Here is a 17,200-nt window from a genome sequence, read left to right as displayed (position 1 = left end):
TTGCCTCGCCTCAGCCGGCGCTGACGCCGCGGGCCAGCTTGGTGCCCGGCCCCGAGGCCGGCGCCGAGGCCGCGCGCGGTGGCGCGGCGCCGACCTCGACCACCTTGACCGGCATGCCGTCGGCGCGCATCAGGCGCGACTGGCCGGCCGTGACCACGGTATCGCCGGCCTGCAGGCCCTGCGTGACCTCGACCGCGCCCTCGCGGCGCAGCCCGGTCGCCACTTCGACCCGCTGCGTCGACGCGCCCTTGTCGCCCTTGACCACCTTGACCACGTACTGCTTGCTGCCCTGCGGCACGATAGCCTCTTCCGGCACCAGCACCGCGTTGCGCTGCTCGAGCACCAGGCGCACCCGCGCGAACATGCCGGGCTTGAGCTGGTTCTGCGGCTTCGGCAGCAGCGCCCGCACCGCCAGCGAGCGGCCGTCGTTGTCGACCAGCGACTCGAGCGCGGTCACCTGCGCCTCGAGCCGGCTGCCGGGCAGTGCGTCGACCGTCACCGTCACCGGCTGCCCCGGCGCCAGGCGCGCGATGTAGCGCTCGGGCAGGCGGAAGTCCACGTAGAGCGCGGAGATGTCCTCGAGCGTCACGATGTCGGCGCTTTCCTTCACCACGTCGCCGACGTTGACCTTGCGGATACCGGCGGTGCCGTCGAACGGCGCCTCGATGCGCATGCGCGCCAGCTGCGCCTGGGCCAGCGCGACCTGGGCCTCGGCCACGTCGAGGTTGGCCTGGGCCTGGTCGACCACGCTGCGGGTGACGAAGTTCTGGGCCACCAGCTCCTCGTTGCGCTTGAGCGTGGTGCGCGAGATCGCCGCCTGCGCCTTGGCCTGCTCGAGCTGGGCGCGCTGCAGGCTGTCGTCGAGCTGCATCAGCACCTGGCCGCGGCGCACCCGCGCCCCGTCGGCAAAGCCCAGCCGGACCACCCGGCCACCCACCTCGGGGCGCAGCACCACGCCCTGGCGCGAGCGCAGGGTGCCGACCGCGGTGGCCTCGTCGGCCATCGTGCCGCGCTCGGCGCGCGCCACCTCGACCGCGGTCGGGCCGCCGGCGGGCGCGGCGGCCGGCGTCGCGGCCGGGCGGTGCTGCCACCACCACGCGAGCGCCGACAGCGCGATCAGGCCGACGACGGCCACCAGCAGGTGAAGCTTGCGATTCTGGTTCATGTCCCTGGATGCTGATTTCTTCGGAGCAGGTGCTGCGCCCCCGATGTTCGCCGTTTTCGCGTCAGCGTGCCGTCAGGCACCCGGCAAGACCCGCAATCGGGCCGAATTTTCCCGCTTCTTCATTAGGCGGTCGCGGCCAGCGCGACCCCGCGATTGGCCAGCGCGTCGGCGCGTTCGTTGCCCGGGTCGCCGGCATGGCCCTTGACCCAGCGCCAGTCGACCTTGTGCCGGGCCGCGGCCTGCTCCAGCTTCTGCCACAGCTCGATGTTCTTGACCGGCTTGCCGTCGGCGGTGCGCCAGCCGCGCGCCTTCCAGCCGCTCATCCATTCGGTGATGCCCTTGCGCACGTACTGGCTGTCGGTGTAGAGCACCACGTCGCAGGGGCGCTTGAGCGAGCCCAGCGCCTCGATCACCGCGGTCAGCTCCATGCGGTTGTTGGTGGTGCCCGGCTCCCCGCCGCAGAGTTCCTTCTCGTGGCCCTCGCTCTGCAGCCAGGCGCCCCAGCCGCCCGGACCCGGGTTGCCCTTGCAGGCGCCGTCGGTGTAGATGGTCACGCGCTGGCGCGCGATGGTGTCGCTCATCGTGTCTCTTCCGTGATCCTGTTGAGGTCGTTGCCCTGCTGGGCATGGTGGCGGTGGGTCGCCACGGCCGGCGCCGAGCGGGGCGCCGGCGCGCGCTTCCAGGCCGGGCTGATCAGGCGCATGCCGCGCACCCGCTTGACCGCCACCACCGCGTAGACGGCGCCGAACACCGGCCACCAGCGGTCGCCGGCCGGCTCGATCCAGCGCCAGCGGTCGAGCCACTTCTGCGAGCGCAGCGCCGGCCGGTAGCAACCGAAGCCGCCGCTCTCGACCTCGAAGCTGAGCAGGCGCAGCCAGTCGCGCAGCCGGCGATGGGCGATGAACTCCCCGGCCGAAGGCAGGAACAGCGCGCGCTCGCCGCGCGCCAGCGCCAGCCGCAGCGTCCAGCGGCCGAGCCACTGGCGCAGGCCCCACAGGCTGTTCGGGTTGAAGCCGACGATCACGACCCGGCCGTCGGGCACCAGCACGCGTTCGACCTCGCGCAGCGTCGCATGCGGATCGAGCGAGAGCTCGAGCGTGTGCGGCAGCACGACCAGATCGAGGCTCTGGCTGGCAAAGGGCAGCGCCGCGAAGTCGCACTGCACCGCACTGACGCGCGGCGGCAGCGGCGAAGGCTCCTCCGACGCGTCCGGCACGGTGGGATCGGCATCGGCATCGGCATCGGCGTCGGCCGCTGGCGGCGCTTCGCCCGTCGCCCCGGCCGCGCGCACCAGCCAGCGATGCGGCATGCGGTTGGACCGCAGCCCGTCGATCGCCGGCAGGCCGAGCTGGATCGCGTGGAAGCCGAACATGTCGCCGACCATGGCGTCGATGCGCTCCTGCTCCCAGGCCAGCAGATAGCGGCCCGGCGGCGTCTGCAGCCAGAGGGGCAAACCTATAATCGGCGCGTCTTGCGTCATGAACCTGGTCGCTGTTCCCGCCTTCACTGACAACTACATCTGGATACTTCACGACGGCCAAGCGGCCCTCGTCGTCGATCCGGGGGAAGCGGCGCCGGTGCAGCGCGCTCTGGACGAGCGCTCGTTGAAGCTGCGAGCGATTGTAGTGACGCACCATCACGGCGATCACGTCGGCGGCATCGAGGAATTGCTGCCCCGGCTTCGGCGTGACGGCGGCGGCCCGATCTTCGGCCCCGCCGGCGAATCGATCCCGCACCGCACGCACGCACTGCGCGGGGGCGACGGAGTCGATCTGCTTGGGACTCGCTTCGAGGTCATCGACGTGCCGGGCCATACCGCCGGACACATCGCCTACTTCGGCCAGCCGACCGGCCAGGCACCGTTGCTGCTGTGCGGCGACACGCTGTTCGGCGGCGGCTGCGGCCGGCTCTTCGAGGGCACGCCGGCCCAGATGCATGCCTCGCTCGATGCACTGGCCGCGCTGCCGTCGGCGACACGCGTCTGCTGTGCGCACGAATACACGCTTTCCAACCTGAGATTCGCGCTCGCCGCCGACCCCGACAACGCCGAACTGCTCGATCGCATCCATCATTGCGAGGCGCTGCGCGCCGCCGGCCAGCCGACGCTGCCGTCGACGCTGGCGCAGGAACTGCACACCAATCCGTTCCTGCGCTGTCGCGAGCCCGCGGTCGTCGCCAGTGCGCGCCGGCATGGCGCGGCGAGCGACTCGGCCGTGGATGTCTTCGCCGCGCTGCGGGCATGGAAGAACAACTTCAAATGATCAAGCAAGCCATCGCGCCGACACGAATCACCCTCCTGCCACTGCTCGCCGCCCTCGTGCTGGCCGGCTGCGCCACCGCGCCGGGCAACGAGCCCGCGCCGGACACCACCGCGGCGGTCGCCGCCGTCGCACCGGCGGCCGACAGCGCTCCGGCCGCCGATGCAACCACCTCCACCGGCGCGGGCACAGCCGTCGCCGAAGCCCTCGATGCCGCCGAGGCCCGGCAGGCGGTCGGCACGCCGATCGACCCGCTCGATCCCGAGCTCAAGGTCGACCTCGACGACGCCACCGCCCAGCGCGACCTCTGGCTGCGCGTGCGCAAGGGCTTCGCGATGCCCGATCTCGACACCGCGCTGGTGCGCAAGCAGGAGCAGTGGTACGCGAGCCGGCCCGACTACGTGCAGCGCATGACCGAGCGCTCGGGGCGCTACCTGTTCCACATCGTGGCCGAGGTCGAGAAGCGCGGCATGCCGACCGAGCTCGCGCTGCTGCCCTTCATCGAGAGCGCGTTCAACCCGCAGGCCATGTCGCACGCCAAGGCCTCGGGCATGTGGCAGTTCATGCCGGCCACCGGGCGCGACTACGAGTTGCGCCAGAACGTGTTCCGCGACGACCGGCGCGACATCCTCGCCTCGACCCGTGCCGCGCTCGACTACCTGCAGCGGCTGTACGGCATGTTCGGCGACTGGCAGCTCGCGCTGGCGGCCTACAACTGGGGTGAGGGCAGCGTCGCGCGTGCGATCGCCAGGAACGAGAAGGCCGGCAAGCCCACCGACTACCTCAGCCTGCGCATGCCGGCCGAGACCGCCAACTACGTGCCCAAGCTGCAGGCGGTGAAGAACATCGTCGCGCGTCCGGCCGACTTCGGCCTCGCGCTGCAGCCGATCGAGAACCACCCGTACTTCCTGTCGGTGCCGATCCAGCGCGACATCGACGCCGCGCTGGTGGCGCAGCTCGCCGGCATGCCGCTGGCCGAGTTCCAGGCGCTCAACCCCTCGCTCAACAAGCCGGTCATCCTGGCGGCCGGCACGCCGCAGCTGCTGCTGCCCTACGAGAACGCGCAGCAGTTCGTGCGCACGCTGCCGGAGCACCGCGGTCCGCTGGCCAGCTGGACCGCCTGGGTGGTGCCGTCGACGATGAAGCCGGCCGAGGCGGCCAAGCGCGTCGGCATGGGCGAGGCGCAGCTGCGCGAGGTCAACCGCATCCCGCCCAAGATGCTGGTCAAGGGCGGCTCGACGCTGCTGGTGCCGCGCAGCGCGCAGCGCGACGCCGACGTCTCCGACCACCTGGCCGACAACGCCAGCCTGGCGCTGGCGCCCGAGCGCCTGCCGGGCCGGCGCGTGGTCGTCAAGGCCAAGCCCAAGGACAGCGTTGCCAGCGTCGCCCGCCGCTACGGCGTGAGCGCGGGCGCGGTGGCGCAATGGAACTCGGTGAGCGCCGGCAGCGCCTTCCAGACCGGCCAGCAGGTGGTGCTGTATCTGCCGAAGGCCACGAGCACCGGCAAGGCGAAGACACGCTCGGCGAAGGCCGCGTCCGGCACGCGCAAGGCCGCTGCGACCAGCGGCGGACGCAAGGTCGCGCAGACCGGCGAGGCCACGTCGAAGGCGCGCTGACGCCAGGCGCTGCCGCGGCGTCGGGGCCGCCGCGACGCGGATCCCGCAGCGCACGCCGGCGGCGTCTTCGCTGCTCGCTCCCTAGTTCGATGGTCCGGACACCGCCCTTGATGTATGTCATCGGGAAGCCGTTGACCGCCACGCAGTGCGCGTATACAACCGCGGCAACGACGCATCTGCGGTGGTTCATGCAGACGCGCCGAATTGCGGGCAATTCGGCGACTACCTGAGTACGTCTCCGAAGCATGTCGTGGTTTCCTCCGGACAACGCTACAGGAGAGAAGATGAACGCATCGTCGAAGTCGGCCGAGCCGATCCAAACCCTTCTGCAGTACTACGCAGGCTCGGAGGCGCGGGTCGACGAGTGGCGCACGCTGACCCGGCTGGCGCGGTCGCTCGAGGCCAGCGGTGGTGGCGGCGACCTGGTCGAGGCACAGCGCGTGCTGCGTGAGCTGCAGCCGATCGAGGAACTGCATGCCTACCCCGGCCCGGCGCTGCTCGCGCATGTCAACGACCGCCTGCACCGCGGCGAGTGGGCCGCCTTCCAGCGCCTGACGAACCGCATCAGCGGCGCGCTGCTGACCAACAGCTACCGCGAGGACGTCAGCGCCTGGGCCCTCGACGACGAGGCCGAATCGGCGCTGCCCGACTTCGCGCCGCCGGCGCAGGGTCACGGCCAGTCGCGTCGCCCCTACTTTGAAGTGCTGCACGTCGCCGCGATCGACAAGAGCCAATGGGGCAGGTTGCGTGCCACCTTCAACCGGCTGCGGCGCGCCGAGGACGAGTTCGTCTACGAGGTGGTGGTGGTCGGCAGCTTCGAGGACGCGGTGCTGGCCGCCATCTTCAACCACAACCTGCAGGCGGTACTGATCGGCGACGGCTTCCCCTTCACGCTGGGGAACGACATCCCGGTGCTGCAGAAGCTCCTCGCGAACCACGTCCCGGCCGAGGCCCGACAGGGCGACTCCGGCTCGGCCCTGGCCACGGTGCTCAAGCGTCTGCGTCCCGAACTCGACATATTCCTGACCACCGACCGCGATCCCGCCAGCGTGGCCGGCTCGGATGCGGCCGCCGCCGTGCGACGCGTGTTCTACGGGCCCGAGGAGCCGATGGAGATGCACCTGTCGATCCTGGACGGGATTCAGGATCGCTATCGCACCCCCTACTTCGACAACCTCAAGCACTACGCGGCGCGGCCGGTCGGCACCTTCCACGCGCTGCCCATCGCGCGCGGCAAGTCGGTGTTCAAGTCGAACTGGATTCGCGACATGGGCGAGTTCTACGGCACCAACCTGTTCCTGGCCGAGTCCTCGGCCACGACCGGTGGCCTCGACAGCCTGCTCGACCCGACCGGCAACATCAAGGATGCCCAGGACCTTGCCGCACGCGCCCTCGGCGGCGACCGCAGCTTCTTCGTGACCAATGGCACCTCGACCGCCAACAAGATCGTGCACCAGGCGATCTGCGTGCCGGGCGACATCGTGCTGATCGACCGCGACTGCCACAAGTCGCACCACTACGGCGCCGTGATGTGCGGCGCGCAACCGCTCTACATCGACGCCTTCCCGATCAAGAAGTACTCGATGTACGGCAGCCTCGGCATCCGTCCCATCAAGGAGGCGCTGCTGACGCTCAAGGCCGAGGGCCGGCTGGACAAGGCCAAGATGCTGGTGCTGACCAACTGCACCTTCGACGGCCATGTCGCCAACGTCGAGCGAACCATGCTCGAGGTGCTGGCGATCAAGCCCGACATGGTCTTCCTGTGGGACGAGGCCTGGTTCGGCTTCGCCCGCTTCTCGCCCTTCCTGCGCCGGCGCACCGCAATGGGCGCCGTGAGCGCGCTGCGCCGTCTGCTGCCGAGCGCGGCCTACCGTGAGCAGTACGCCAAGTTCAAGGCCGAGGTCGGCGAGATCGACCCGGCCAACAAGAAGCTGCTCGACACCCGGCTCTGGCCCGATCCGGACGCCGTGAAGCTGCGCGTCTACGAGACCGACTCGGTCCACAAGTCGATGTCGGCGCTGCGCCAGGGATCGATCGTGGTGGTCGCTGACCAGGAGTGGAAGAAGGTCGAAGGACCGTTCAAGGAAGCCTTCTACGCCCACACCTCGACCAGCCCCAACCTGCAGATCATTGCCTCGCTCGACGTCGCGCGGCGCCAGATGGAGCTCGAGGGCTACGAACTGGTCGGCAAGGCGACCCAGCTCTCGGTCGAGATCCGGCGCGAGATCAACCGCCATCCACTGATCTCCAAGTACTTCCACTGCGCCACGCCGGCCGAGATGATCCCGGCCGAGTACCGCGCCAGCGGCCTCGAGGACTTCGTCGCTCCCGGTCAGTCCCTGGCCGACGTCGTCCACGCACTCGACACCGACGAGTTCTTCCTCGACCCGAGCCGCATCACGCTGCTGTGCGGCAACGCCGGCTTCGATGGCACCCAGTTCAAGTCGATCCTGGCCAACGAGCACGACATCCAGATCAACAAGACCTCGCGCAACAGCGTGCTCGTGCAGATCAACATCAACAACACCCGCAGCGACATGGCGCACCTGATCAAGGCGCTGGCCGACATCTCGCGCGGCATCGATCGTCGCCTCGCCGATGGGGGCGAGAGCGCGGTCAAGGCGCACGAGGCGCGGGTGCGCGACCTGGTCGAGGACGTGCCCGATCTGCCCAACTTCAGCCATTTCCACGCCGCCTTCCGCGACAACCCGAAGAGCAAGAGCTGCGAGGGCCACATGCGCGAGGCCTACTACCTGGCCTTCGACGATGCCAACTGCGAGTACCTCGCGCTCAACGACCCCAAGGTCGACGAGCGACTCAAGAAGGGGCCCGAGCTGGTCTCGGCCAAGTTCGTCATCCCCTATCCGCCGGGCTTCCCGATCATGGTGCCGGGGCAGGTGATCTCGCAGGAGATCATCACCTTCATGCGCAAGCTCGACGTCAAGGAGATCCACGGCTTCAACGCCGCGCGCGGCCTGCAGTTGCTGCGTCCCGACGTGCTCGAGGCCCATTCCGGTAGCGGCAGCAAGGGCAAGCGTCGCTGAAGTACCCGGTCTGATCTGAACGGGACGCTGCCACCGGTCACCACTCACACAACGTTCGAAGGGAGTCCACACATGCACGCCTTCCTGAGCTGGCTCGCCGCCAACCCCTACGTGCTGTTGTTCTTCGTCATCGGCGCAGCGGTGCTGCTGGGCAAGGTCACCATCAAGGGCTACGGCCTGGGCATGGTGGCCTCGGCGATCATCGTTGGCGCCGGCCTCTCGGCGGTGGCCGCGACGATGGGCATCACGATGAAGCTCGACAACTTCACGAAGTCGCTCTTCTACTACCTGTTCATGTACGGCGTGGGCCTGCGGGTAGGGCCCTCCTTCTTCAACAGCCTCAAGTCGGACGGCCTGAAGTTCACGATCCTGGCGGTGATCTGCTCGGTGATGGGCCTGCTGATGGCGGTCGGTTTCGCGAAGTGGTTCGACCTGCCGGGCGGCGCTGCCGCGGGCGTGCTGGCCGGATCGATGACCATGTCGGCGGCGATCGGCTCGGCCGAGGAGGCGGTGCGCCAGGGCGCCTTCCCGCTGGCGGCGGGTCAGACCTTCGAGGACATCAGCGGCATGATCGCGCTGAGCTACGGCCTGACCTACATCTGGGGCACGGTCGGCATCATCCTGATCGTGAAGTACCTGCCCAGGATGTGGGGCATCGACGCCAAGGCCGCCGCCCGCGAGTACGAGAAGGAAAACGGCGTGCTCAATGTCGACGAGTCCGGCCTCAGTGGCTACCGGCCGGGTGGCGTGCGGGCCTACCGACTCGAGAATCCCAAGGTCGCCGGGCTCACGGTCAAGCGCTTCTACGACGAGCACATCGGCCTGAAGGTGGTCAACGTCGTGCGCGACGGCGAGGCGATCGGCGCCGCCGACGACATCGTCTTCAAGCTCGGCGATGTCATCGCCCTCGGCGGCAAGCTCGAGGCGCTGACTTCCGACATGGGGCTGGTCGGGCCGGAGGTGCCCGACAGCAAGGCGCTCAACGTGCCGCTCGACCAGGCCGAGATCCTGGTCACCAACAAGGAGTTCGCCGGCCGCAAGCTCAAGGACTTCGCCCACGAGTCCTTTGCCGGCCAGATCAACCTGCAGCGCATCGAGCGCGGCGGGGTGCCGATCCCGATCGGTCTGGAGACCGAGGTCCGGCGCTTCGACCTGCTGTTCGTCACCGGCCTCAAGAGCGCGGTCAACCGGGTCGGCGAATTGGCCGGCAAGATCGGCCGCGCCAGTACCGGCACCGACCTGCTGACGCTTGCCGCCGGCATGATCCTCGGCTTCCTGATCGGCGCGATCTCGGTGCCGCTGGCCGGTGCGAACGTCGGCCTGGGCAACGCCGGCGGCCTGCTGGTCTCGGGCATCCTGGTCTCGTCGGTGGTTTCACGCACCCGCTTCTTCGGCCATACGCCGAATGCGGCGCGCAACATCCTCGAGGACCTCGGCCTGATCGTCTTCATCGCGATCGTCGGCATCAATGCCGGGGCCGGCCTGATCTCGCAACTCTCCGCCGCACTGACCGTGAAGATCGTCGTGGCCGGCTTCTTCGTCTGCACGATCCCGCCGATCGTCTGCTGGCTGATCGGTCTCTACCTGATGAAGATCCATCCGGTGGTGCTGATGGGCGGCGTGGCCGGAGCGCGCTCGCACTCGGGCCCGGCGCGCGAGGCGGCGGTCGAGGTCGCCAGTTCGGTGCCTTGGGTCGGCTTCCCGGTCGGCTATGCGGTCTCTGGTGTGCTGCTCACGGTGTTCGGCTATGTCGCGATGATCATGTCCAAGTAGCTGAGCGTCGATCCGCAACCCTCCTTCCACGGAGGCCGCCGAACATGGACTGGTTGACGCCGTACTTCACCAAGAACCCCGAACTCGCGGTCTTCCTGGCGATCGGCATCGGCTACTGGATCGGCAAGTTCAAGATCAAGGGGGTGGGCTTCGGGCCGGTCACCGGCTCGCTGATGGCGGGGCTGCTGATCGGCTACTTCTTCAAGGTGCCGGTCTCCGACACCGCCAAGCAGTTCCTGTTCCTGCTGTTCATGTTCGGCATCGGCTACTCGGCCGGCCCCGGCTTCATCCGCGGCATCCAGGATGGCGGCTGGCGCTGGGTCGCGGTAGGCGTGGTGATCCCGGTCACCGGCGTGCTGACCGCCTACGCAGTCGCGCGCCTGCTCAACCTCGAACTCGGCTACGCGGCCGGCATGATGTCGGGCGGTCTGACCGAGTCCCCGGTGATCGGCACCGCCAGCGAAGCGATCCGCGCACTGCCGATCCCGCCCGAGGAGCAGGAGCGGCTGATCCACCAGATCCCGATCGCCGACGCGCTGACCTACATCTTCGGCACCTTCGGTGTGATCTTCTTCTGCTCCTACATCGGGCCGTGGATCCTGCGCCTCGACCTCAAGGCCGAGGCGCTCAAGGTCGAGGCCCAGATGGGGTTCGAGCGCAAGCAGGCCGGCGTCAGCTCGGCCTGGCGCATGCACGAGTTGCGCGCCTACAGGCTCGACGCCGACCAGCCGATGATCGGCCGCACGGTCGCCCAGGCCGAGGCTGCGGTGGCACCGGACCGGTTGTTCATCGAGCGGCTGCGGCGCGGCGAGCAGATCATCGAGGCCACGCCCGACATCGTGCTGCAGGTCGGCGACGTGCTGGCGGTGATCGGCTCCAACGAGGCCCTGTTGCGGGTGGTCGATGCCCACGCCGCCGAGGTGTTCGACCGCGAACTGCTCGACATCGGCTCGGCAACCTTCGACATCGAGGTCACCAGCAAGGACATTGCGGGCAAGACGATCGCCGAGCTGCGCGATCAGGCAATCGCGGTGCGCGGCATCTTCCTCAAGGCGATCCGGCGTGGCGCCGAGCAGATCCCGATCGCCCCGGGCACCGTGATCATGCGCGGCGACCTGATCACGATCCACGGCCTCGAGCCCGGCGTGAAGCGGGTCGCGGCGCTGGTCGGCGACGTGGCGCGGCCGACCGTCAACACCGACTTCGTGATGCTCGGCCTGGCGATCTTTGCCGGCGCGCTGGCCGGCGTGGCGATCACCTTCCCGGTCGGCGGCCTGCACATCGCACTCGGCAGCAGCGTTGCGGTGCTGCTGATGGGTCTGGCGATCGGCTGGCGCAACGGCAACCGACCTCTGTTCGGCTACATCCCGCCCGGCGCTGTGGAATTCATGAAGTCGATCGGCCTGGCGGCCTTCGTCTCGATGATCGGTCTCAAGGCCGGCCCGGTGTTCGTCGAGGCACTCAAGGAGATCGGCGTGACCGTCTTCCTTGGCGGCATCGTCGTCACGCTGGTGCCGCAGCTGGTCGGCCTTCTGGTCGGGCGCTACGTGCTTGGCCTGAACCCGCTGTTGCTGCTGGGTGCGCTGGCCGGCGCCCAGACCATGACCGCCGGCCTGGCCGCCGTGCAGGACCGCTCGGAGAGCCCGGTGGCGGTGATCGGCTATTCGAGCACGGTGGCCCTCGGCCACATCCTCATCACGATCGGCGGCACGGCGCTGATCTGGATGCTCTTCTAGGGGCTACTTCAGCGCAGCGAACAGGATCGCGACGTTGACCGCGAGCGCCGCGGTCCAGACCACCGAGCGCGCGTTCGCGGCATCGGCCAGGTAGAGGCCGACGAAGCAGATCCGCAGCACGAGCCACGCCACCATCAGCAGCCCGAGCCGTTGCAGGTCGGCGCCTGCCGCCACCGCGATCGCCACCGCGCCCATGAAGAAGGGCAGCGCCTCGAAGCTGTTGGCCTGGGCAGCATTGGCGCGCGCCTGCCAACCGGTCTGCTGCGCCAGCCAGGCGCGCGGATTGTTGTTGTCGAAGCCGCCGTCGCGCCGCCGCTTGCCAACGCCGCGCGACTTGGCAATGCCGGCACAGACGATCGGCATCAACGCGGCAATCAGCACGCACCAAAGTACCAGGGTCATTCAGCGTCTCCCGTTGTTGTTGTACGGCAGGCCTTCAGCGCCGGTCGACCAGCGCATGGGCGATGGTGCCGAGGTCCACGTATTCGAGTTCGCTGCCGACCGGCACTCCGCGCGCCAGCCGCGTGACGTTGATGCCGCGCGCCTTGAGTGTCTGCGCGATGGCCTGCGCGGTGGCTTCGCCCTCGGCGGTGAAGCCGGTGGCGACGATCACCTCCTCGACCTCGCCATCGGTGGCCCGCTCGAAGAGCTGGGCCAGACCGATATCGCGCACGCCGATGCCGTCGAGCGGGCTCAGCCGCCCCATCAGCACGAAGTACAGGCCCTGGAAGCCGCCGCTGCGCTCGATCGCGGCCTGGTCGGCCGGCGTCTCGACCACACAGAGCTGGCGGCGGTCACGCTGGGGATCGAGGCAGGTCGAGCAGACCTCGGCCTCGGTGAAGGTGTGGCAGCGCGCGCAGTGGCGCACGTTGGCGACCGCGCCCTCGAGCGAGCGCGCCAGCACCTGCGCACCGACGCGGTCGTGCTGAAGCAGGTGCATCGCGATGCGCTGCGCCGACTTGACGCCGATGCCGGGCAGGCGCTTGAGCGAGTCGACCAGCTGGTCGAGAGCGGAGGGAGCGGCCACTCGAGAACGAAGATCAGAACGGAAGCTTCATGCCTGGCGGCAGGCCGGCGGTGAGCTTGCTCATCTTCGCTTCGCTGGTCTCGGCGGCGCGGCGCACGGCATCGTTGAAGGCGGCGGCAACCAGGTCCTCGAGCATGTCCTTGTCGTCGGCCAGCAGGCTCGGGTCGATGGTGATGCGCTTGACGTCGTGCTTGCAGGTCATGACGACCTTCACCAGCCCGGCTCCCGATTGGCCCTCGACCTCGACGAAGGCCAGTTCGTCCTGCGCCTTCTTGAGGTTGTCCTGCATGGCCTGGGCCTGCTTCATCAGGCCGGCGAGTTGTCCCTTGTTGAACATGGTGAGTCCTTGCAAATCAGTGTGTGTGGAAATCAGCGCGGCTGGATCGAGCCCGGCACGATGCGCGCGCTGCGGAACTGCTGCATCACGCGCAGCACGAAGGGGTCGCCCTGGATCGTGGCCTCGGCCTCGCGCTGGCGCCGGGCACGCGCGGCGGCGTCGCGCTTCTGCGGCGTGTCGCTCACGGCGCCGGCCTCGAACTCGAGCCTGAACTCGCGCCCGAGCAGCGCGGCCAGCGCGGCCTGCAGCTTCTTCGGATGCTCGCCCTGGCGCAGCGTCTCGCGCTCGACGCGCAGGCCGATCACGCCGGCCGCCTCGTCGAAGGCGGTGCACTGCGCCTGCCAGCCGAGCTCGCGCGTCAGGCCGACCACCGACTGCACTTCGACGAGCTGCAGCAGCAGGGCCGTCCAGCGGGCACAGAGCGGGTCGTCGAACTCCTGCGCCGCGACGGCGAGCACAGGCTCGGTCGGTGCGGCTTGCCGGACTTCTTCGGGCTCGCTCGGCAGCACCACGAGTCCGGGCTCCGGCAGCGCCGGCTCCTCGGCCATCGACATCGGCGGCGCGGGCGGCTCGTCGTCCCAGGGCGCAATGCCGACCGGCTGCACGCGCGGGGCGGGCGCCGATGCGCTCCCGCGCGGCGCCACGACGTTGGTGCGCGGCGCCACTGCGCGCACCGGCGCCGCCGTTGCCGTGGGTGGCGCGGGCGCCTTGAGCAAGGCCGGCGCGGCGGCAACGGTAGCCGCCGGTTGCACGCGCGGCGCACGGGTACCTTCGCCACCAACGCCGCGCGTGCCGCCGCGTGGCCTGAAGGCCAGCGCGCGCAGCAGCACCATCGTCAGCCCGCTGTGCTCGTCGGGCGCCAGCGGCAGCTCGGCGCGGCCGTGGATCGCCAGGCTGTAGAGCAGCTGGGTCTCGTCGGCCGGCAGCCGGGCGGCCAGTTCGGCCACCAGCGGTGTGTCGGGATCGTCGGCATCGAGCGCCGCCGGCAGCGCCTGCGCCAGCGCCATCTGCTGCGCCAGCGTCGCGAGGTCTTCGAGCGCGCCTTCGGCCGAGAGCCCGGCGGCGCGCAGCGCGTCGACCTGCGCCACCAGTGCGGCGCCGTCGCCGGCCGCCAGGGCCTCGACGATCGCGTGCACGTGCGAGCGGTCGACCGCACCGAGCATCTCGCGCACGCCGGCGTCGAGCAGCGTGCCGGCACCGAAGGCGATCGCCTGGTCAGTCAGCGAGAGCGCATCGCGCATCGAGCCGCGCGCGGCGCGCGCCAGCAGGCGCAGCGCGCCCGGCTCGGCCGCGATGCCCTCCTCGTGCAGCACGTGGGCCAGGTGCTCGCGCACCGTCTCGGGCGCCATCGGCCGCAGGTTGAACTGCAGGCAGCGACTCAGCACCGTGACCGGCACCTTCTGCGGATCGGTGGTGGCGAGCACGAATTTCAGGTATTCGGGCGGCTCCTCCAGCGTCTTCAACATCGCGTTGAACGCGGTGTTGGTCAGCATGTGGACCTCGTCGATCATGTAGACCTTGTAGCGGCCCACTACCGGCTTGTAGACCGACTGGTCGAGCAGTTGCGAGATCTCGTCGACGCCGCGGTTGGAGGCGGCGTCGAGCTCCACGTAGTCGACGTGGCGGCCGGCATCGATGTCGCGGCAGGCCTCGCAGACACCGCAGGGCGTGGCGGTCACGCCGCCGCTGCCGTCGGGGCCGGTGCAGTTGAGGCTCTTGGCGAGGATGCGCGAGACCGTGGTCTTGCCGACACCACGGGTGCCGGTGAACAGGTAGGCATGGTGCAGCCGGTTGCTGGCGAGGGCGTTGGACAACGCCTGCACCACGTGCCCCTGGCCGACCATCTGCGCGAAATTCTTCGGCCGGTACTTGCGGGCCAGGACCAGGGAACTCATGGCTTGGATTATCTACGGCCGGCCGGTCCGGGATAATCCGGGGCTGAGCTTCGAGACCGCCGTGCCATGACCACCCCCGCCAACACCCCGCTGAGCTACGAACAGGCCGGCGTCAACTACGAACTGATCGACCCGCTCAAGATCGCCGCCCAGCGCGCGGCGGCCAGCACCGCGACGCAACTCGCGCAGCACGGCTTCAGCGAAGTGCCGGCCTCGCGCGGAGAGTCGGCCTACGTGGTCGACGTAGGTCCCTTCTACCTGGCCAGCATCGTCGAATGCCTGGGCTCCAAGGCCATGGTCGCCGACGAGATGGCGCTGCTCACCGGCAAGAGCTGGTACGACGGCATCGCGCAGGACACGATCGCGATGGCGGTCAACGACCTCATCACCGTCGGCGCCACGCCGCTGGTGGTGCAGGCCTACTGGGCCGCCGGCGGCAGCGAGTGGTTCCAGGACGCCGACCGCGCCCAGGCGCTGGTGGCCGGCTGGAAGAAGGCTTGCGAGGTCTGTGGCGTCGCCTGGGGCGGCGGCGAGACGCCGGCGCTGGCCGGCATCGTCGAGGCCGGGCGCATCGACCTGGCGGCCTCGTGCACCGGCATCATCAACCCGAAGTCGCGGCTGTCGGTGGGCGACAAGCTCGACGCCGGCGATGCGATCGTGCTGCTCGCCTCGAGCGGCATCCACGCCAACGGCCTCTCGCTGGCGCGCAAGCTGGCCGAACGGCTGCCGCAGGGCTACCTGACGCCGATCGAACCTGGCCTCACGGACCTCACATTTGGCGCCGCGCTGTTGGCGCCCACCGTGCTCTACAGCCCGGTGACCGAGGCGCTGGCCAAGGCCGGCATCCAGCCGCACTACAGCGCCAACATCACCGGCCACGGCTGGCGCAAGCTGCTGCGCCACCCGAAGGAATTGACCTACCGCATCCACACCGTGCCGCCGGTGACGCCGGTTCTGCGCTTCATGGCCGAGCAGGCCGGCCACGACGCGCGCGAGGCCTACTCCACGCTCAACATGGGCGCCGGCTTCGCGCTGCATGTGGCAGCAGCAGATGCCGAGCGCACGGTGCAGATCGCCAAGGCCTGCGGCATCGACGCCTGGGTGGCCGGCCGCGTTGAGGCAGGCCCGAAGCGCGTGATCATCGAGCCGATCGGCGTGAGCTTCGGCGACGACGACCTGCAGCTGCGCTGAGTCCCGCGGCTCCAAGCCCGACAGCTCGGGCTTGGACGGGACGAAGGACGCGAGCTCTGCGAGCGGCATGAGGCCGAAGCGAGCGCAGCGAAGCCGGCCCGGTAGAATCGAAGCTGACGGGCCTCCCAGCATGGGGGCGCGGCCAAACGGGTCAGGTCGGGAACGAAGCAGCCCTAACCGTTAGCACTCAGTGCCTGGGTAAGGCTCGTCAACCCTATTTGCTCGCCGCCGCCGTGCCGCGCCTATGCTTGGCGCCCATGAGCGAAGCCAGCCCCACTTCACCGCCCCGCATCACCCTCCTCGGCATCGGCCTGATGGGCCTGCCGATGGCACGCCGGCTGCTCGCGGCCGCAATGCCGCTGACGGCCTGGAACCGCACGCCGTCCAAGGCTCTGCCACTGCAGACCGAGGGCGCGCACATCGCCGCCAGCGCCGCCGAGGCGGTCGCCGAGGCCGACATCGTGATCACGATGCTCGAACACGGTGGCATCGTGCGCGAGGTGCTCACCGATGGTGGCGTGCTCGCCGCGCTGCGACCCGGTGCGCTGTTCATCGACATGAGCTCGATCCAGCCGGCGCAGGCGCGCGAGCACGCGGCCTGGCTCGCCGAGCGCGGCGTGGCGGCGCTCGATGCGCCGGTCTCCGGCGGCACGCTCGGCGCCGAGGCCGGCACGCTGGCGATCATGGTCGGCGGAACCGAGGCCGACCTCGCGCGCGCGGCAACGGTCTTCGCCGCGCTCGGCCGCGCCACCCACGTCGGCCCGACCGGCGCCGGCCAGCTCGCCAAGCTGGCCAACCAGATGATCGTCGGCATCACGATCGGCGCCGTGGCCGAGGCGCTGCTGCTGGCGCAGGCCGGCGGTGCCGATCCGGCCAAGGTGCGGGCCGCGCTCTCCGGCGGCTTTGCCGACAGCCGCATCCTGCAGGTGCACGGCCAGCGCATGGTCGAGCGCGACTTCGCCAAGCGCGGCGCGGTCACGGTGCAGCTCAAGGACCTGCGCAACGCGCTGGCCACCGCCGGCGAACTGCAGACCACGCTGCCGGTGACGGCGCTGCTCGAGCAGCTCTACGCCAGCGCCGCCGAGCATGGGCTCGGCGACCTGGACCACGCGGGGCTGTGGCTTGAACTGGCGCGGCGCAACGGCCTGAGCTGAGTCC

14 protein-coding genes and 1 other RNA gene are annotated in these 17,200 nt (G+C 69.7%); 8 read left to right on the top strand and 7 right to left on the bottom strand.

Annotation, left to right across the window (positions count from 1 at the left end):
* Positions 1-10: 10 nt before the first annotated feature.
* From EV670_RS11085 to EV670_RS11075, 3 genes are all read right to left on the bottom strand, one after another.
* Positions 11-1,165: an efflux RND transporter periplasmic adaptor subunit gene (locus tag EV670_RS11085; RefSeq protein WP_130432014.1), complete on the bottom strand. Its 1,155-nt coding sequence runs from the start codon at positions 1,163-1,165 to the stop codon at positions 11-13.
* A gap of 122 nt (positions 1,166-1,287) precedes the next feature.
* Positions 1,288-1,746 carry a ribonuclease HI gene (gene rnhA / locus EV670_RS11080; protein ID WP_130432012.1) on the bottom strand — a complete coding sequence of 153 codons (459 nt, stop codon included), beginning with the start codon at positions 1,744-1,746 and terminating at the stop codon, positions 1,288-1,290.
* A complete protein-coding gene (locus tag EV670_RS11075; protein ID WP_130432010.1) occupies positions 1,743-2,645 on the bottom strand; it encodes a class I SAM-dependent methyltransferase in 903 nt (300 codons plus the stop codon). Before EV670_RS11075 ends, rnhA begins: the two co-directional genes overlap by 4 nt.
* On the opposite strand from EV670_RS11075, the gene gloB reads away from it, so the two are divergent.
* From gloB to aspT, 5 genes are all read left to right on the top strand, one after another.
* The gene (gene gloB, locus EV670_RS11070) at positions 2,644-3,426 is read left to right on the top strand and encodes a hydroxyacylglutathione hydrolase (RefSeq protein WP_130432008.1); all 783 of its coding nucleotides are present in this window, start codon (positions 2,644-2,646) and stop codon (positions 3,424-3,426) included. The two genes, EV670_RS11075 and gloB, sit on opposite strands and share 2 nt — an antisense overlap.
* A complete protein-coding gene (locus EV670_RS11065) occupies positions 3,423-5,039 on the top strand; it encodes a transglycosylase SLT domain-containing protein (protein WP_130432006.1) in 1,617 nt (538 codons plus the stop codon). Before gloB ends, EV670_RS11065 begins: the two co-directional genes overlap by 4 nt.
* A 284-nt stretch (positions 5,040-5,323) precedes the next feature.
* Positions 5,324-8,083: an aminotransferase class I/II-fold pyridoxal phosphate-dependent enzyme gene (locus EV670_RS11060; protein WP_130432004.1), complete on the top strand. Its 2,760-nt coding sequence runs from the start codon at positions 5,324-5,326 to the stop codon at positions 8,081-8,083.
* Positions 8,084-8,155: 72 nt separating this feature from the next.
* The gene (locus EV670_RS11055) at positions 8,156-9,856 is read left to right on the top strand and encodes an aspartate:alanine exchanger family transporter (RefSeq protein WP_130432002.1); all 1,701 of its coding nucleotides are present in this window, start codon (positions 8,156-8,158) and stop codon (positions 9,854-9,856) included.
* 44 nt (positions 9,857-9,900) lie between these two features.
* Positions 9,901-11,592: an aspartate-alanine antiporter gene (gene aspT, locus EV670_RS11050; RefSeq protein WP_130432000.1), complete on the top strand. Its 1,692-nt coding sequence runs from the start codon at positions 9,901-9,903 to the stop codon at positions 11,590-11,592.
* A 3-nt stretch (positions 11,593-11,595) separates the two neighbouring features.
* Here the strand turns inward: aspT and EV670_RS11045 are convergent, their stop codons facing one another.
* The 4 genes from EV670_RS11045 to dnaX are packed head-to-tail and all read right to left on the bottom strand — an operon-like array spanning position 11,596 to position 14,851.
* Entirely contained in the window at positions 11,596-11,994 is a 399-nt protein-coding gene (locus EV670_RS11045; RefSeq protein WP_130431998.1) for an MAPEG family protein, read from the bottom strand.
* 34 nt (positions 11,995-12,028) lie between these two features.
* Positions 12,029-12,619: a recombination mediator RecR gene (gene recR / locus EV670_RS11040; RefSeq protein ID WP_130431996.1), complete on the bottom strand. Its 591-nt coding sequence runs from the start codon at positions 12,617-12,619 to the stop codon at positions 12,029-12,031.
* Positions 12,620-12,632: 13 nt separating this feature from the next.
* The gene (locus EV670_RS11035) at positions 12,633-12,956 is read right to left on the bottom strand and encodes a YbaB/EbfC family nucleoid-associated protein (RefSeq protein WP_130431994.1); all 324 of its coding nucleotides are present in this window, start codon (positions 12,954-12,956) and stop codon (positions 12,633-12,635) included.
* Between the two features lie 32 nt (positions 12,957-12,988).
* Positions 12,989-14,851 (bottom strand): DNA polymerase III subunit gamma/tau, encoded by a 1,863-nt coding sequence (gene dnaX, locus EV670_RS11030; RefSeq protein ID WP_130431992.1) that lies wholly within the window; start codon positions 14,849-14,851, stop codon positions 12,989-12,991.
* Positions 14,852-14,917: 66 nt separating this feature from the next.
* Between dnaX and EV670_RS11025 the strand changes: the two genes are divergently transcribed.
* The 3 genes from EV670_RS11025 to EV670_RS11015 all read left to right on the top strand — a co-directional run bounded on the left by EV670_RS11025 (position 14,918) and on the right by EV670_RS11015 (position 17,196).
* The gene (locus EV670_RS11025; RefSeq protein ID WP_130431990.1) at positions 14,918-16,042 is read left to right on the top strand and encodes an AIR synthase related protein; all 1,125 of its coding nucleotides are present in this window, start codon (positions 14,918-14,920) and stop codon (positions 16,040-16,042) included.
* A 115-nt stretch (positions 16,043-16,157) separates the two neighbouring features.
* Positions 16,158-16,255, top strand: an RNA gene (gene ffs, locus EV670_RS11020) — signal recognition particle sRNA small type.
* 44 nt (positions 16,256-16,299) lie between these two features.
* A complete protein-coding gene (locus EV670_RS11015) occupies positions 16,300-17,196 on the top strand; it encodes an NAD(P)-dependent oxidoreductase (RefSeq protein ID WP_130431988.1) in 897 nt (298 codons plus the stop codon).
* Positions 17,197-17,200: the final 4 nt, after the last annotated feature.

This window comes from Rivibacter subsaxonicus (assembly GCF_004217215.1).
GTDB classification, from domain to species: domain Bacteria; phylum Pseudomonadota; class Gammaproteobacteria; order Burkholderiales; family Burkholderiaceae_C; genus Rivibacter; species Rivibacter subsaxonicus.
The sequence above is the reverse complement of the archived record's forward strand: the minus strand, read 5'-3'. Positions and strand labels throughout refer to the sequence as shown.

Bases quoted from the DNA above. Each gene is read 5' to 3' on its own strand.
- EV670_RS11085 (WP_130432014.1), bottom strand. From the start codon at position 1,165: ATGAACCAGAATCGCAAGCTTCACCTGCTGGTGGCCGTCGTCGGCCTG.
- rnhA (WP_130432012.1), bottom strand. From the start codon at position 1,746: ATGAGCGACACCATCGCGCGCCAGCGCGTGACCATCTACACCGACGGC.
- gloB (WP_130432008.1), top strand. From the start codon at position 2,644: ATGAACCTGGTCGCTGTTCCCGCCTTCACTGACAACTACATCTGGATA.
- EV670_RS11075 (WP_130432010.1), bottom strand. From the start codon at position 2,645: ATGACGCAAGACGCGCCGATTATAGGTTTGCCCCTCTGGCTGCAGACG.
- EV670_RS11065 (WP_130432006.1), top strand. From the start codon at position 3,423: ATGATCAAGCAAGCCATCGCGCCGACACGAATCACCCTCCTGCCACTG.
- EV670_RS11060 (WP_130432004.1), top strand. From the start codon at position 5,324: ATGAACGCATCGTCGAAGTCGGCCGAGCCGATCCAAACCCTTCTGCAG.
- EV670_RS11055 (WP_130432002.1), top strand. From the start codon at position 8,156: ATGCACGCCTTCCTGAGCTGGCTCGCCGCCAACCCCTACGTGCTGTTG.
- aspT (WP_130432000.1), top strand. From the start codon at position 9,901: ATGGACTGGTTGACGCCGTACTTCACCAAGAACCCCGAACTCGCGGTC.
- EV670_RS11045 (WP_130431998.1), bottom strand. From the start codon at position 11,994: ATGACCCTGGTACTTTGGTGCGTGCTGATTGCCGCGTTGATGCCGATC.
- EV670_RS11035 (WP_130431994.1), bottom strand. From the start codon at position 12,956: ATGTTCAACAAGGGACAACTCGCCGGCCTGATGAAGCAGGCCCAGGCC.
- dnaX (WP_130431992.1), bottom strand. From the start codon at position 14,851: ATGAGTTCCCTGGTCCTGGCCCGCAAGTACCGGCCGAAGAATTTCGCG.
- EV670_RS11025 (WP_130431990.1), top strand. From the start codon at position 14,918: ATGACCACCCCCGCCAACACCCCGCTGAGCTACGAACAGGCCGGCGTC.
- EV670_RS11015 (WP_130431988.1), top strand. From the start codon at position 16,300: ATGAGCGAAGCCAGCCCCACTTCACCGCCCCGCATCACCCTCCTCGGC.